Origin of the sequence: Traorella massiliensis (assembly GCF_900104665.1) — a bacterium.
GTDB lineage: Bacteria > Bacillota_I > Bacilli_A > Erysipelotrichales > Erysipelotrichaceae > Traorella > Traorella massiliensis.
Genome location: NZ_LT629967.1, coordinates 152,242 through 166,161 on the forward strand (window position 1 = coordinate 152,242; position 13,920 = coordinate 166,161).

Consider the following 13,920-nt stretch of genomic DNA (forward strand, 5'->3'; position numbering starts at 1 on the left):
AGTCGATATCTTATATGATATTTCTCATCCGCTAATTTAGTTACTCCCAGCCGTTCATAATCTTTCAATACTTTCGGTACTGTGTACTCTTTTCTATTCGTTTTATACAATTCCTTTAATGACTGATAAATCTCATTCCTGATAATCAATGCTATGAATGATACGAACACTTTGCTTTCAAGTTTCTCTTCCGAATGTACTCTGAATACATCATTCCCTAAATATGTCTTTTCCATCCTGAATATCTTTTCCACCGCATCCCTATCCCGATATGTTTCCAGCGCTTCTTCTGCACTCATCTTTTTTGACGTCACTATCGCAAAATATCCCGCTTTATTTATCAGCTTCATGATTTCGTTATCTTTTCTTTGATAATTCATGAAGTATCCATTCTCATCAAATCCCAATCGATAATATTTCTCATAGCTTTTCACATCTTCTGCTTTCTTTATCTTTTTCTCTTTCTTCTTCTCTAACTCCTCATCCATCTTATTGAATCTGTTATTGATCGTAATCTTTTCTTTTTCCGCTTCTATTCCATTATAATATACATGCACATATTCTTTTTTTCCTGTATTGAATAAATCCTTCTCTACTGTCATCCCGTACAGTTCGTATCCCTGCATATAATTTGAATATCCGTTCTTTAATACTGCTCCTGCTTCTTCTGCCGCTTCCTGTATGAACTTTGCATTCCCCTTCGTCATCAGTATATAGTCATAATTATGCTTTTCGAAATACCTTATATTCCGTAATGAAAAATATCCCCTGTCCAGTATGAATCCTATTTCCCTGCATCCGTACTGCCGGGCTCTCTCCACCATCTTTTCACATTCCGTATTGTCGATGATGCTTCCCGGAAACAATTCATAGAATAAAGGCACCTGATCCGTCTGATTATATCCTATTGATAAATTCACTTGCGGTAATTCATCACGATCCTTCGCATGTCCGTATTCTGCCAATTCAAGATTTCCTGCAGCACTGTTCATATTCGTCGAATCATAAGCTATATAGATTTGCTTCTCAACATGCATATGTACCCACGATCTGATGAACAAATCGATATCCTTTACTTTTATTTTTTTAAACAGTCTTCCTATCGCATTATCATCGAAGTTCTCTGCACTGAACAATGTGTGATTATATCCATAGTCTTCAAAATACTGCATTACGTTATTTTCGCTCATCATCATATATGTCGCTATATCCAGGATCTTGTCCGAATCATCTTTGAAAATCGTCTCCAGCAGTTCTTTTAATCCATTCCCAGCACTTATCTTGTCCGCCACAAAATGAGGTCCCGCAATAACGAAGTCTGCTTTATCTCCGGGTTCATTCTGTTCATATGGAAATATTTCAAAATAGTTCCTGTTTGGAATCAGCTTTCCTTCTTCGTTAAGTTTTCCAATAGCTACTCTTACTGGTCTGGTTTGTTTTAATTCTGGCGAATATTTAACCCTTTGTGTCAAGTACACATAACTGCCACTTCTGCCTTTTATGATGACTGTTCTTTCAGGTAAATCCACAGGATTTTGATGCATAAAATCATCCTTTCTATAGATGTATATTTATACATCTATTATATCATACTCTTTCCGAACAGAAAAGCTCAAATACGCTTATTTTATCACCTATTTGAGCTATTTATATTTTTTCTTTTTTATAGATGTATAAAACTAAATTAAGTTAACGTTATAGTCCATTTCTTCCTATTTAATGGTCTTTAAAATCTTAAAATGCATTGTTGTTGACTTTGCTTCTGGTTAATGGTAAAGTATGCATGTAACAAGCTAATAAATATCCATTCACATATGTAAATACGAGTCTGTATGTTTATTCAAAAGGTTAAAAATCGTGTTTCACATATGTTTTTTTATACCTCTAGACTTATTACAGAAATAGGAGGTACTTAACAATGAGTACAGGAACAGTTAAATGGTTCAATAGTGAAAAAGGATTTGGTTTTATTACGATGGAGGGTGCAAAAGATGTATTCGTACATTATTCATCTATTCAGAGCGATGGCTTTAAAACGCTTGAAGAAGGCGCAAAAGTGTCCTTTGATGTCGTAAAAGGAAACCAGGGAGATCAGGCAAAAAACGTCGTTCTTCTCTAATCCAATAGACATTAGAAATACCACAGCATAAAGCTGTGGCTTTTTTTATATCTTATTTTCTTTTAAAAAACTATCTATCACTTCAGCCTTATGTTTTCTTTCCATCAGCTTGTAATATTTTTCCCACAAGTCAACAGATTGTAAAGGAATTTTTGTATCCTGAATCAGTATCGTTTCTACTACCTGATTTTCATAAAAAGAACAATCATATTCCTTATCTCCATTTACTATCACAAATCCACCCCATCACATCAACCTCAACACCATCAATGTTAAATTCAAAAAAATATTTTGTTTTGTATTTTGAATTTATCTTTGAAGATTTAAGACTGCCAAGAGAAAGCAGGATTTCTTTTAAACGAAAAACATCGCTTTCTGTTACCATAATATCAATATCATTAAATTCATGAACAATACCCTTTAAATACAATAATAATGAAGCTCCCACTGCCCATGAAATGTGTTCCTTATTTAATAAGTCTGCTATTTTATAAAGCACATTTAACTTATATTTTATACAATCATCATTCATGACCATTTCCCTTATTTTCAACTCTTAAATATTTTCTATTCGTGATATGATGGTTTTTTAATTAAAACGAATTGGATAATGATTTGTACATTTCAGGACTTCTTCTTTAATTTTTCTCAATTCTTCTAAATTATTCTTATTTTTAATTGTACGGCCAATCCAGTGTCCTAATTGTTTAAACTCTTCTTCTTTGAATCCACGAGTAGTCATAGCAGCACTTCCTAAACGAATGCCACTTGTGACAAAAGGTTTTTGAGTATCAAATGGAATCGTATTCTTGTTACAAGTGATGCATACGCTATCCAATAGTTTTTCAGCTTCCTTGCCTGTAACATTGAAAGAAGACATAACATCTACTAAAATCAGATGATTATCTGTACCACCACTTACGATTCTAAAGCCTTCCTCTTTTAATGTTTCGCACAATGCCTGACAGTTACGGATGATCTGTTTCGCATATTCCTTAAATGATGGCTGAAGGGCCTCTCCAAAACATACTGCCTTACCCGCAATCACATGCATCAATGGTCCACCTTGAATACCAGGAAATAGATGTTTATCTAATTCCTTAGCATATTTTTCTTTACATAATACAATTCCACCACGTGGTCCTCTTAATGTTTTATGAGTCGTACTTGTTACAAAATCACAATATGGAACAGGGGAAGGATGCAATCCTGCTGCTACCAGTCCTGCAATATGTGCCATATCAACCATTAGATATGCACCAGCTTCATCTGCGATTTCTCTAAATCTTTTAAAATCAATCGTTCTAGAATAAGCACTCGCACCTGCAACAATTAACTTTGGTTTCTCTTTTTTCGCAATTTCCAGCACTTCATCATAATCGATCATTTCTGTTTCTTTATTTACACCATAACTCACAAAGCGATATAAGGTACCTGAGAAGTTTAAAGGATGACCATGGGTAAGATGTCCCCCACTTGTTAGATCCATCCCTAACACCGTATCACCAGGCTCTAATACCGTAAAATAAACTGCCATGTTGGCTTGACTTCCTGAATGTGGCTGCACATTTGCATGTTCAGCACCAAATAACTCACACAAACGCTGACGTGCAATCTCTTCAACTTCATCCACATGCTGACACCCGCCATAATAGCGTCGATTTGGATATCCTTCTGCATACTTATTTGTCAATACACTGCCTACTGCCTCTAATACATCATTTGAAACATAGTTTTCAGAAGCAATACATTCAATATTATGCAATTGTCGCTCTTCCTCTTTTATGATTGCTTCTCTAATTTGCTTGTCCTTCACTTTCTTCCCTCCCATTCTTTTACTATATCTTCTTGATGAATAGGACCTTGACGAACCATTTTCAACTGCTCATCTGTCGCATCTATAATCGTTGATGAAACACTTCCTTTACACTCACCTTTAACAATCATATCAATCCGGCCATCAAAATCTTTCTTCACATCATCAAAATAAACACCCGTTGGCTGTCCTGACAAATTAGCACTTGTCACCAAAAGCGGCTTACCAATTCGTCGGATCATCTCCAGAATAAATGCATCATCCGGCATTCTAAGGGCAATCGTATCAAAGCCATTTGTAACCTGATCGCTCACACAAGCTTTTTTCTTTAAAATAATTGTAAATCCTCCTGGCATAAAAGCTTCAATCAGCCTCTCTACCTTCTCATTTGTAAATGCCACCGTTTCCAGCTGTTCTTTACTTCCAATCATCATGGGAATTGGTTTTTCTTCAGGTCGTCCTTTACTGAGCTTCAATCTTTCTAAAGCCTCCAATTCATCATAAATGACACCCAGCCCATAAACGGTATCTGTAGGAAAAGCCACAACGCCACCCATCTTTAGACATTCTATTGCCTGTTCAATTTCTTTTCTTTCTATAATTTTTGTTTTCATGTTTCTAGTTTATCACAAATAAAAAGAAGATTCATTGTTAATGTTATTTTTCATTATTATTTGAAAAAACCAAGATACTGTCAAAATACCTTGGTTTTTATCTTATTCATCCTTTTCAAATATAAGTGATATCGTTTCAATCTCACCTGTACCTCTGATATTGAGGGGAAGAAAACCTTTATATGACCATCCTTTTTCAATCTTCTCTTGAATGATTTCTTCAGCACGTGTAAATGAATATCTTCCACCCTTCATTCCATAGCCATTCATCTCAGCACTAATTCTTGCAAACATCACCTGTTTCACACTTCTTCTCTCCATATATTAGCACCTAATGCTTTTAATTTACCATCTAAATTTTCATAGCCACGATCGATATGATATACACTATGAATTTCTGTCGTTCCTTGAGCAATTAATCCGGCAATAACCAGACACGCTCCACACCTTAAATCTGTAGCTTCTACGAGTGCACCATATAGCGGGGTAGGTCCATTAATAAATGATGATGGATTTCGAACATCGATATCTGCCCCCATCTTATTTAACTCGTGACAATGTTTAAAGCGTTCAGGATAAATCGTTTCAGTAATGACACTTTGTCCATTTGCCTGTGTTAATAAGGCTGTCAAAGGCTGTTGGATATCTGTCGCAAATCCAGGATAAGGTAATGTCTTTACATCTACTGGCTGTAAAGTATTGGCAGATTCACGAATCGTAACTGAATCAACATTGACATCCATATCAATACCAATTTCTTTGAGCTTGCTTAATAAAGCTTCTAAGTGCGTTGGAATGATATTTTCAATGGTCATTTCCTTTGCTGCCGCTGCAGCCAAAACAATATACGTAGCCGCTTCAATACGATCAGGAATGATTTCATGGAAGCATCCTCCTAGTTCCTCCACACCATCGATCGTAATTACATTCGTACCCATTCCACGAATCTTAGCGCCCATTCTATTCAATAGTGTTGCAACATCAATGATCTCCGGCTCCTTTGCGGCATTTTCAATCGTTGTTCTTCCTTTAGCATATACAGCTGCCATCATAATATTGATCGTAGCCCCAACACTGGAAATATCTAAAAAGATTTTTGTTCCGATAAGTTCTTTTGCTTCAATGCGCATGATGCCATGATGATTTTCTACAGTAGCTCCTAAAGCCTCAAAACCCTTAAGGTGCTGATCGATTGGTCGAGGTCCTAAATAACATCCTCCTGGCATTTTCATTTCTGCTTTTTTATATTTACCTAACAGTGCACCCATAAAATAATAACTAGCCCTTAACTTACCTACTGTTTCAGATACCATTGGTTTATTATGCATGCGGGTAGGATCAATGATAAGATGATCATGTGCTTTAAAAACAACATCAACACCTAAATCTTTTAAAAGTATTGCTAGTGACTGAACATCACTAATAGATGGCACACCTACAATTGTAACTGGACCACTTGATAATATTGCTGCAGGAATTAATGCTACTGTCGCATTTTTTGAGCCGCTAATACGAACCGTTCCTGATAATTTTTTACCGCCTTCAATTTTAATAACTTCTTCCATTTTGCCTCCTCCATTCTCCCATCTTCAGATATCTTCTTCTTGACATCCTCATTATATATTATTTATCTTTGTATATCTAGTGATTATGTTTATAATATTTTTTTATAAACAATGTAAATTTTGGCTTTTATAATATTGCTTTGCTCTAATATGATATTTCTATTATAATATATATATCCTTTTATCAATGACTAATTTAATTTCTTTAAATCATAAATTTTTCTTCATGAAAAATTTATCTCCAATTCATGTAAATTTATGGTAGAATAGAAAAGTTGAGGTGAAATTATGAAAAAAATCGGTTTTGATAATCAAAAATATTTAGAGATGCAAAGTGCTCATATCAAGGAAAGAATTTCATTGTTTGATAATAAATTATATCTTGAATTTGGCGGCAAGCTATTCGATGATCATCATGCATCACGAGTACTTCCGGGATTTCAGCCCGATAGTAAATTAAAAATGTTATTAACACTTAAAGATCAGGTTGAGGTTTTAATTGTTATCAATGCTGCAGATATTGAAAAAAATAAAGTAAGAAGTGACTTGGGGATCACTTATGATGATGAAACGCTTCGTTTGATCGATGCCTTTAATGGAGTAGGTCTTTATGTGGGATGTGTCATTATCTCACAATATCAAAATCAGCCGAGCGTTGATGCTTTTATTGCCTATTTAAATCAATTGGGCATTAAGACAGCAAAGCATTACCCAATCAGCGGATATCCAAATAATGTGAAACTTATCGTTAGTGAAGATGGTTTTGGAAAAAACGACTATGTGGAAACAACACATCCTTTGGTCGTTGTAACAGCTCCAGGCCCTGGAAGCGGCAAAATGGCGACTTGCCTTTCACAGCTATATCATGAAAATAAGCGAGGAGTTAAAGCCGGATATGCGAAATATGAAACATTTCCGATCTGGAATCTGCCATTAAAGCATCCTGTAAATCTTGCCTATGAAGCAGCCACTGCTGATTTGAATGATATTAATATGATTGATCCCTTCCATTTAGAAGCTTATGGTAAAACAACGGTCAATTATAACCGTGATGTTGAAATCTTTCCGGTATTAAATACGATTCTTGAAAAAATCATGGGTGAATCTCCTTATAAATCACCTACTGATATGGGTGTCAACATGGCTGGTAACTGCATTATCGATGATGATGCCTGTATCCAAGCTTCTAAAGAGGAAATCATTCGTCGTTATTATAGTGCTTTAGTAGATCATAAGATGGGACTGACTGGTGAAGATACCATTTCTAAAATCGAATTGGTTATGTCACAGGCCGAGACATCTATTGAAGATCGCAAGTGTGTGCAAGCCTGTTTAGATCGTTTTCACGAGACTGGAGAGCCTGCCTGCAGCATCGAACTTAATGATGGACAGATCATCACAGGTAAGACCACTTCGCTGTTAGGAGCCGCTAGTGCTTGTGTCTTAAATGCTTTAAAAGTACTTGGAAAAATCGATCACGATATTTTCTTGATTTCACCAAGCATCATTGAACCTATACAGAAATTAAAAACAGAAAATCTTGGAAATAACAATCCTCGTTTACATGTTGATGAAATTCTGATTGCCCTAGCTATTTCCGCAACGACCAATCCATTAAGTCATACCGCTTTGAAACAGCTTCCTAAATTAAGAGATGCTCAAGCTCATTCAAGCGTTATTCTTAGCGATGTTGATTTAAACATTTTTAGAAAGCTTGGTATTCATCTGACATGTGAACCGGTATATCAGACTAAAAAACTCTATCATAAATAAAATGAAACCTGAAAAAGGTTTCTTTTCTTTTAAGGTTTTGGTAAAATAAGAAAAATAAAGAGGTGATTATATATGGAAGAGCGCATCCTATTATCTTTGCTTGAAAAAAATGCCCGCCGGGAAGTAAGAGATTTGGCGGATATCCTTCAGGAAAGCGAAGAAAACATCATGGAAACGATGACTCAGCTAGAAAAGGAAAAGGTAATCAACGGTTATCATACCGTTATCAATTGGGAGCGAGCAAATGTGGACCGTGTCAGTGCTTTGATAGAGGTTAGCTGTCAGCCTGAAAGAGATTATGGGTATGATCGTATAGCCAGCATGATTTATTCTTACAGTGAAGTTGAAACGATGTATTTGATGAGTGGCAAAAGTGAATTCATTGTTATGGTAGAAGGCAAAACAATGCAAGAAATCTCTAATTTTGTTGGAGCTAAGCTTGCTGTCGTTGAAGGAGTTACGGGTACCAATACTAATTTTGTATTGAAAAAGTATAAGACTGCGGGCATTATTCTCTCGGATAATGAAGATGATGAAGATGACCGTATGGTCGTAATGCCATAATGTACGAAGAATTATTAAACAAGCAGGTAAGAGAATTAAAGCCAAGTGGTATCCGTAAATTTTTTGATCTTGCTAATACAAAAAAAGGTGTTATCTCTTTAGGTGTAGGAGAACCTGATTTTGCTACACCTTGGAATATCTGTGAAGCTGCAATTTATTCAATCAAATCAAAAAAAACTCATTATACGGCAAATGCCGGCCTTTTAGAACTACGTAAAGAAATCAGCAAATACTTAAAAAGACGTTATGAACTTAATTACGATCCTAATAAGAATGTTCTCGTTACTGTAGGAGGCAGTGAAGCCATTGACTTATCACTAAGGGCCATCATTGAAAAAGGAGATGAAGTTATTTTACTTCAGCCTTGTTATGTAGCTTATGAGCCAGCAGTCATATTAGCTGGCGGTATTCCTAAATTTATCGAACTGAAAAGTGAAAATGAATTTAAGCTGACAAAAGAAGAGCTTTTAGCGGCAATCACCCCCAAAACAAAGGCTATCATATTAAACTTCCCATCTAATCCTACAGGCGGGGTTATGACCAGAAAAGACTATGAACCTTTGATTCCTGTTTTGAAAGAGCATAATATCATTGTTATTTCAGATGAAATATATGCAGAATTAAGTTATGAAGAAAAACATTGTTCTCCTGCAAATTTCGAAGAAATCAAAGATTTAGTTATATTAATATCTGGCTTTTCAAAAGCTTTTGCAATGACAGGCTGGCGTCTTGGCTATTTATGTACAAATGAAACTTTCTTACGTGAAATTTTAAAGATTCATCAATATATTATCATGTGTGCACCTACAGCTGCTCAATACGGTGCCATCGAAGGACTAAAAAACAGTCAAAAATATGTAGATGAAATGATAGAACAGTATAAACTAAGAAGAAATTATATTGTAAATGGTTTTAATCGCATTGGCTTGCCTACCCATTTGCCTCATGGTGCTTTTTATATTTTCCCATGTATTAAAAAAACCGGTCTGACTTCTCTTGAGTTTTGCGAGAAACTTTTAGAAGAACAGAATGTCGCCTGTGTTCCGGGAAGCGCTTTTGGTGAAGCGGGTGAAGGATTTATTCGTGTTTCTTATGCCTACAGTATAGAGGAAATTAAAGTTGCAATTGAAAAAATCGGATATTTTATGGAGCAATATTTATGAAAATAACAAGTATTGGTTTAAAAAATGGTATCTTTGATGATAAATATGGTAAAAGAGGAGCTGAAATTTCCATCCCATTTAAAATCGAGGACGCTCCTGAAAATACAAAATGCTATGCCTTTCTATTTGAAGACAAAGATGCGATTCCTGTATGTGGATTTAGTTTTATTCATTGGGTAGGATGGAATCTGACAAGAGATGAAGTACAAGATGGAGAAAGTGAAAGTGCCGATGATTTTATTTCGGGCTATCATTCTCTTGCAAAAGAAACGGACAAACATTATGTCGGTATGGCTCCTCCTGATAAAGATCATACCTATGAACTTCATGTTTATGCATTGGATCGTATGATTGATTTAGATGAACAACATTATTTCAACGATCTTTATTGGAAAATGGAAGGACATATTCTTGAAGAAGCTATTTTGAAAGGAATTTATAAATCATAAAAGCCTCGCTTAGTTTGCGAGGCTTTCTTCTTTGATTTTATGTGAAACTTTTCTAAATACAAATATAAAGGTAATGACATGAGCAAACGCTGTAATGATCCAGCTTACAGGATAAGAAATATATACCATTTCAATCGTATGATAAACATTAAATATTGTTGCCAGCCATAAAATACGCAGACCGCAAGCACCTACAAGCGATACGATCATTGGAAAAATTGAATATCCCAAACCTCTTAAAGTTCCTACCATGACATCCATCATACCACATAAGAAATAAGTCTTAGATACATAACCAAGGCGAACGATCCCTGCTGCAATAACTGCCGGATCATCTGAATAAATAGATAATAAAATATCGCCAAAATACCAGGCACCAATTCCTAACACAAGTCCTGTAACAATAACTAAGAACTGACAAGAAAGAAGTGTTTGCTTGATACGATCCATTCTTTTAGCTCCCATATTTTGACTAGTAAATGTCAAGCACGACTGATAAAAAGCATTCATGCCCGTATAAACAAAACCTTCAATATTCTGTGCCGCACCATTGCCTGCCATGATCGTTGAACCGAATGAATTTACAGAAGCTTGAATCACAACATTTGATAATGAGAATACACATCCTTGAATACCTGCCGGAAGTCCAATTTTCAAGATATCAAAAAACTTATTCAAATCAATCCGCATTTCTTTAGGACGAAGCTGCATACCACCTTTTTCATGAGTTAAACAGATAAATATAAGCGCTGCAGAAATAATTTGTGAAACAACTGTTGCAATCCCTACACCAGCAACCCCTAAATGAAAAACTATAACTAACAGCAGATTTAAAACCACATTAACCGCTCCTGCTAATGCCAAATAATATAAAGGGCGTTTGGTATCTCCCTTTGCACGTAAAATGCTTGCACCATAATTATAAATCAATGAAGCTGTTATTCCTAAAAAATAAATTCGCAAATAAAGTACCGAAAGATCAATAACATTACTCGGAGTATCCATCCATTCCAGCATTGGTCTTGCGGCTGCTATCCCAAATATCGTCAGAATAATACCACCGATGATACTTAGCATCATTGCTGTATGTACCGTCTTACTGATTTCTTCCTGCTCATCAGCACCAATATGCCGAGCAACAACAACATTGGCTCCAATAGAAAGGCCAATAAAAATATTCACGATCAAATTAATCAAAGCTCCTGTTGAACTAACAGCTGCCAAAGATTCATGACCATCAAATTTCCCCACTACAATAATATCCGCTGCATTAAACAAAAGCTGCAATACCCCGCTAGCAATTAGCGGTAATGAAAACAATAAAATCTTTGGCAAAAGTTTTCCTTCTGTCATATCAATGCGATAATGATCGCCTGCCATTTTACCACCCCTTTACATATGTGTGAATTATTTTACGCTCTTTCTCTATGGAATTCAACCATCTAAAATAAGAAAAGCCAAATTTTATTTGGCCTTTTCAACAATGATCATTTTATTCTTAATTTTACGCTTTTTTAAATCTTCTAATACCATTTCTCCCTTACCGTTTAATATATCTACATAGCTTTGGTGCTCTAATATTTCAATAACTCCAATATCTTCAAATGTCACATTTTTATTTTCAAGAATAGCTCCTACAATATCCCCTGGACGTATCTTTTTATTTTTACCGCCTTTAAGATAAAGCTTCATGATCTGTTCACTTAATTTTTCATCTTTCAGATGAACACGCTCACTTGTTGCCAATTCCTTACTCATTACAGATTTCTTCGCATATGTTTCAATAAAATGAGTATCCAGTTCTTCTTCCATTCGTTCTATGTATTTCATCTGTGTATCCAAAACAAGCGTGTAGGATTCCCCTCTACGATCCACACGGCCGCTTCTTCCAATCCGATGAATCAGATTCTCTGCGGTTGTTGGACAATCATAGTTATAGACATGAGAGATTTTTTCAATGTCGATACCTCTTGCCGCAACATCACTGGCAATCAGAAAACGAAACATACCTTTTTTAAAATCCTGCATATTTAACAGCCGCTCATCCTGGTCTAAACCTCCGTGAATCATACAGCAGGAATATCCCTCATCATAAAAAGCATCAAATACTGTTTCTACATTTTCTCTAAAATTACAGAAAATGATTGCCTGTGAAGGCTTATGTTCATTCATAAGATGAAAAAGTGTTTCCATCTTATTTTCCTTAGTCACTTTAACATAATAAAGTGAAATATTCGTATTATATTCCTTTGCCTCTTTGATTTGGATCTCAACTGGATCATGAAGATATTTGCCGGCAATCTGTTTTACATCATCATTCATCGTAGCACTGAATAATGCCATATTACATAAAGGTAAAGTCTGCAATATTTTCTCAAGGTCATCTAAAAAGCCAAGTTTAAAACATTCATCCGCTTCATCAATAATACAAGTATGAACCATTGAAAGATCAAGCGTCCCTCTTTCAATATGATCAAGAATACGTCCGATCGTACCACAAACTACATGTACCTTCTGTTTCAATGCAGTTATCTGTCCTTTGATTGGTTGTTGTCCAAATATCGGCAATGCATTGATTCTCTTATATGAACCAATTGCTTTAAATTCACCTGCCACCTGTTTCGCCAACTCTCTTGTTGGTGTCAAGACTAATACCTGAGGCTGATTCAACATCCAGTCGATCTTCTCAATTTCCGGAATAGCATAACTCGCTGTTTTCCCGCTTCCTGTTTTTGATCGGACAATTACATCTTTTTTATCTAAAAGAATCGGGATTACTTTCTCTTGTACAGGTAAAACTTCTTTATATTCTAATATATCTAAAGCCTTTAATATCTCAGCACTTAAGCCTAATTCATTAAATTTCATATTTATCACCCTTTCTATTTTACCACATTAGCAAATCATTTTGAAAACATGTGCAAATATTGTATAATAGAAATAGGTGATTTTATGTACTTTATCAATTACAGCAAATGTTCAACATGTCAAAAAGCAAAGAAACATCTTGAAAGAATGGGTGTTGATTTTATTGACCGTCCCATTAAAGAAGGTGTGACCAAAGAGGAATTACAGATATGGATTCCTTTATCAAACAAACCCATTCAGAAGTTTTTCAATGCAAGCGGGCAGCTTTATCGAAATGGCAATTATAAGGAAAGACTTCCTCAAATGAGTGATAATGAAAAAATGGAAGCTCTTGCCAGTGATGGCATGTTAGTGAAACGGCCTTTACTAGTAGGTGATAATTTTGTACTTGTAGGGTATAATGAAAAGGAATATGATGAGATAGGTGAGAAATATGGAAAAAAGCAGTGAAAGCTTAGAAATGTATCTTGAAACAATGTATTTATTAGAACTAACTGTCGGTAAGATACGCTGTGTGGATATTGCCAAACAAATGCATGTATCTAAACCAAGCGTCAATAAAGCTGTAAATGTATTGAAGGAACAAGGCTATCTGACTCAGGAAACGTATGGCAATGTACATTTGACAGAATCTGGTCGTAATAAAGCAATGAAAATTTATGAAAGACATACGATCCTTTCATGCTATCTAGAAGAAGTCTTAAACATTTCACATGATACTGCTGAAAATGATGCCTGCAAAATGGAACATATCCTAAGTGAAGAAACATTCAATAAAATTAAAGAAATTGTGAAAAACTCTCAGCAATAAGCGATTAATAAAAGTAATAAAAGAGGAAAATGCTTGTAATGCATCATTTCCTCTTTTTAGTATCTAAATTTCTTTTTTATTTTATCTCAAATTCTCTTCTTGCACTGGTTTTGTAAAGCAAGTTTTCATAATAAAAAATCTTAATAGGTTTATGTGCTTAAGTATACTTTACACCTCT

16 protein-coding genes are annotated in these 13,920 nt (G+C 35.2%); 7 read left to right on the top strand and 9 right to left on the bottom strand.

All coding sequences use genetic code 11. From position 1 onward, the window contains the following. On the bottom strand, positions 1-1,544 hold a 1,544-nt coding region (locus BQ5367_RS01900; protein ID WP_071440694.1), incomplete at its 3' end, for an IS1634 family transposase. 374 nt (positions 1,545-1,918) lie between these two features. Here BQ5367_RS01900 and BQ5367_RS01905 point away from each other — a divergent pair. After that, the gene (locus tag BQ5367_RS01905) at positions 1,919-2,119 is read left to right on the top strand and encodes a cold-shock protein (protein ID WP_071440887.1); all 201 of its coding nucleotides are present in this window, start codon (positions 1,919-1,921) and stop codon (positions 2,117-2,119) included. 45 nt (positions 2,120-2,164) lie between these two features. On the opposite strand, the gene BQ5367_RS13610 is transcribed toward BQ5367_RS01905, so the two are convergent. The 6 genes from BQ5367_RS13610 to BQ5367_RS01930 form a co-directional block, all read right to left on the bottom strand. Then, on the bottom strand, positions 2,165-2,353 hold the full coding sequence (locus tag BQ5367_RS13610; RefSeq protein ID WP_202615246.1) for a hypothetical protein: 189 nt from the start codon (positions 2,351-2,353) through the stop codon (positions 2,165-2,167). Next, complete coding sequence (locus BQ5367_RS13325) at positions 2,334-2,651, bottom strand: nucleotidyltransferase family protein (protein WP_202615247.1); 318 nt, start codon at positions 2,649-2,651, stop codon at positions 2,334-2,336. The genes BQ5367_RS13610 and BQ5367_RS13325 overlap by 20 nt, the downstream gene beginning before the upstream one ends. A 57-nt stretch (positions 2,652-2,708) precedes the next feature. After that, entirely contained in the window at positions 2,709-3,935 is a 1,227-nt protein-coding gene (gene glyA / locus BQ5367_RS01915) for a serine hydroxymethyltransferase (RefSeq protein WP_071440888.1), read from the bottom strand. Then, complete coding sequence (locus BQ5367_RS01920) at positions 3,932-4,549, bottom strand: L-threonylcarbamoyladenylate synthase (RefSeq protein ID WP_071440889.1); 618 nt, start codon at positions 4,547-4,549, stop codon at positions 3,932-3,934. Before BQ5367_RS01920 ends, glyA begins: the two co-directional genes overlap by 4 nt. A 102-nt stretch (positions 4,550-4,651) precedes the next feature. Then, positions 4,652-4,870, bottom strand: a complete 219-nt coding sequence (locus tag BQ5367_RS01925; RefSeq protein WP_202615248.1) for a DUF4177 domain-containing protein — start codon at positions 4,868-4,870, stop codon at positions 4,652-4,654. Further along, positions 4,852-6,114, bottom strand: coding sequence for a UDP-N-acetylglucosamine 1-carboxyvinyltransferase (locus tag BQ5367_RS01930; RefSeq protein ID WP_071440890.1), 1,263 nt, complete (start codon positions 6,112-6,114; stop codon positions 4,852-4,854). The genes BQ5367_RS01925 and BQ5367_RS01930 overlap by 19 nt, the downstream gene beginning before the upstream one ends. 288 nt (positions 6,115-6,402) lie before the next feature. Here BQ5367_RS01930 and BQ5367_RS01935 point away from each other — a divergent pair, with 288 nt between their 5' ends. The 4 genes from BQ5367_RS01935 (at position 6,403) to BQ5367_RS01950 (ending at position 10,063) form a co-directional block, all read left to right on the top strand. Further along, positions 6,403-7,887 (top strand): DUF1846 domain-containing protein, encoded by a 1,485-nt coding sequence (locus tag BQ5367_RS01935; RefSeq protein WP_071440891.1) that lies wholly within the window; start codon positions 6,403-6,405, stop codon positions 7,885-7,887. A gap of 72 nt (positions 7,888-7,959) precedes the next feature. Then, entirely contained in the window at positions 7,960-8,451 is a 492-nt protein-coding gene (locus BQ5367_RS01940) for an Lrp/AsnC family transcriptional regulator (protein ID WP_071440892.1), read from the top strand. Then, positions 8,448-9,614 carry an aminotransferase class I/II-fold pyridoxal phosphate-dependent enzyme gene (locus BQ5367_RS01945; RefSeq protein ID WP_071440893.1) on the top strand — a complete coding sequence of 389 codons (1,167 nt, stop codon included), beginning with the start codon at positions 8,448-8,450 and terminating at the stop codon, positions 9,612-9,614. The genes BQ5367_RS01940 and BQ5367_RS01945 overlap by 4 nt, the downstream gene beginning before the upstream one ends. Then, positions 9,611-10,063: a YbhB/YbcL family Raf kinase inhibitor-like protein gene (locus BQ5367_RS01950; protein ID WP_071440894.1), complete on the top strand. Its 453-nt coding sequence runs from the start codon at positions 9,611-9,613 to the stop codon at positions 10,061-10,063. Before BQ5367_RS01945 ends, BQ5367_RS01950 begins: the two co-directional genes overlap by 4 nt. Positions 10,064-10,072: 9 nt before the next feature. On the opposite strand, the gene BQ5367_RS01955 is transcribed toward BQ5367_RS01950, so the two are convergent. Both BQ5367_RS01955 and BQ5367_RS01960 read right to left on the bottom strand, forming a co-directional pair. After that, positions 10,073-11,443, bottom strand: a complete 1,371-nt coding sequence (locus tag BQ5367_RS01955) for an MATE family efflux transporter (protein WP_071440895.1) — start codon at positions 11,441-11,443, stop codon at positions 10,073-10,075. Between the two features lie 84 nt (positions 11,444-11,527). Continuing rightward, entirely contained in the window at positions 11,528-12,931 is a 1,404-nt protein-coding gene (locus BQ5367_RS01960) for a DEAD/DEAH box helicase (protein WP_071440896.1), read from the bottom strand. A gap of 84 nt (positions 12,932-13,015) precedes the next feature. On the opposite strand from BQ5367_RS01960, the gene BQ5367_RS01965 reads away from it, so the two are divergent. Then, on the top strand, positions 13,016-13,381 hold the full coding sequence (locus tag BQ5367_RS01965; protein ID WP_071440897.1) for a Spx/MgsR family RNA polymerase-binding regulatory protein: 366 nt from the start codon (positions 13,016-13,018) through the stop codon (positions 13,379-13,381). Then, a complete protein-coding gene (locus BQ5367_RS01970) occupies positions 13,365-13,742 on the top strand; it encodes a metal-dependent transcriptional regulator (protein WP_071440898.1) in 378 nt (125 codons plus the stop codon). Before BQ5367_RS01965 ends, BQ5367_RS01970 begins: the two co-directional genes overlap by 17 nt. Positions 13,743-13,920: the final 178 nt, after the last annotated feature.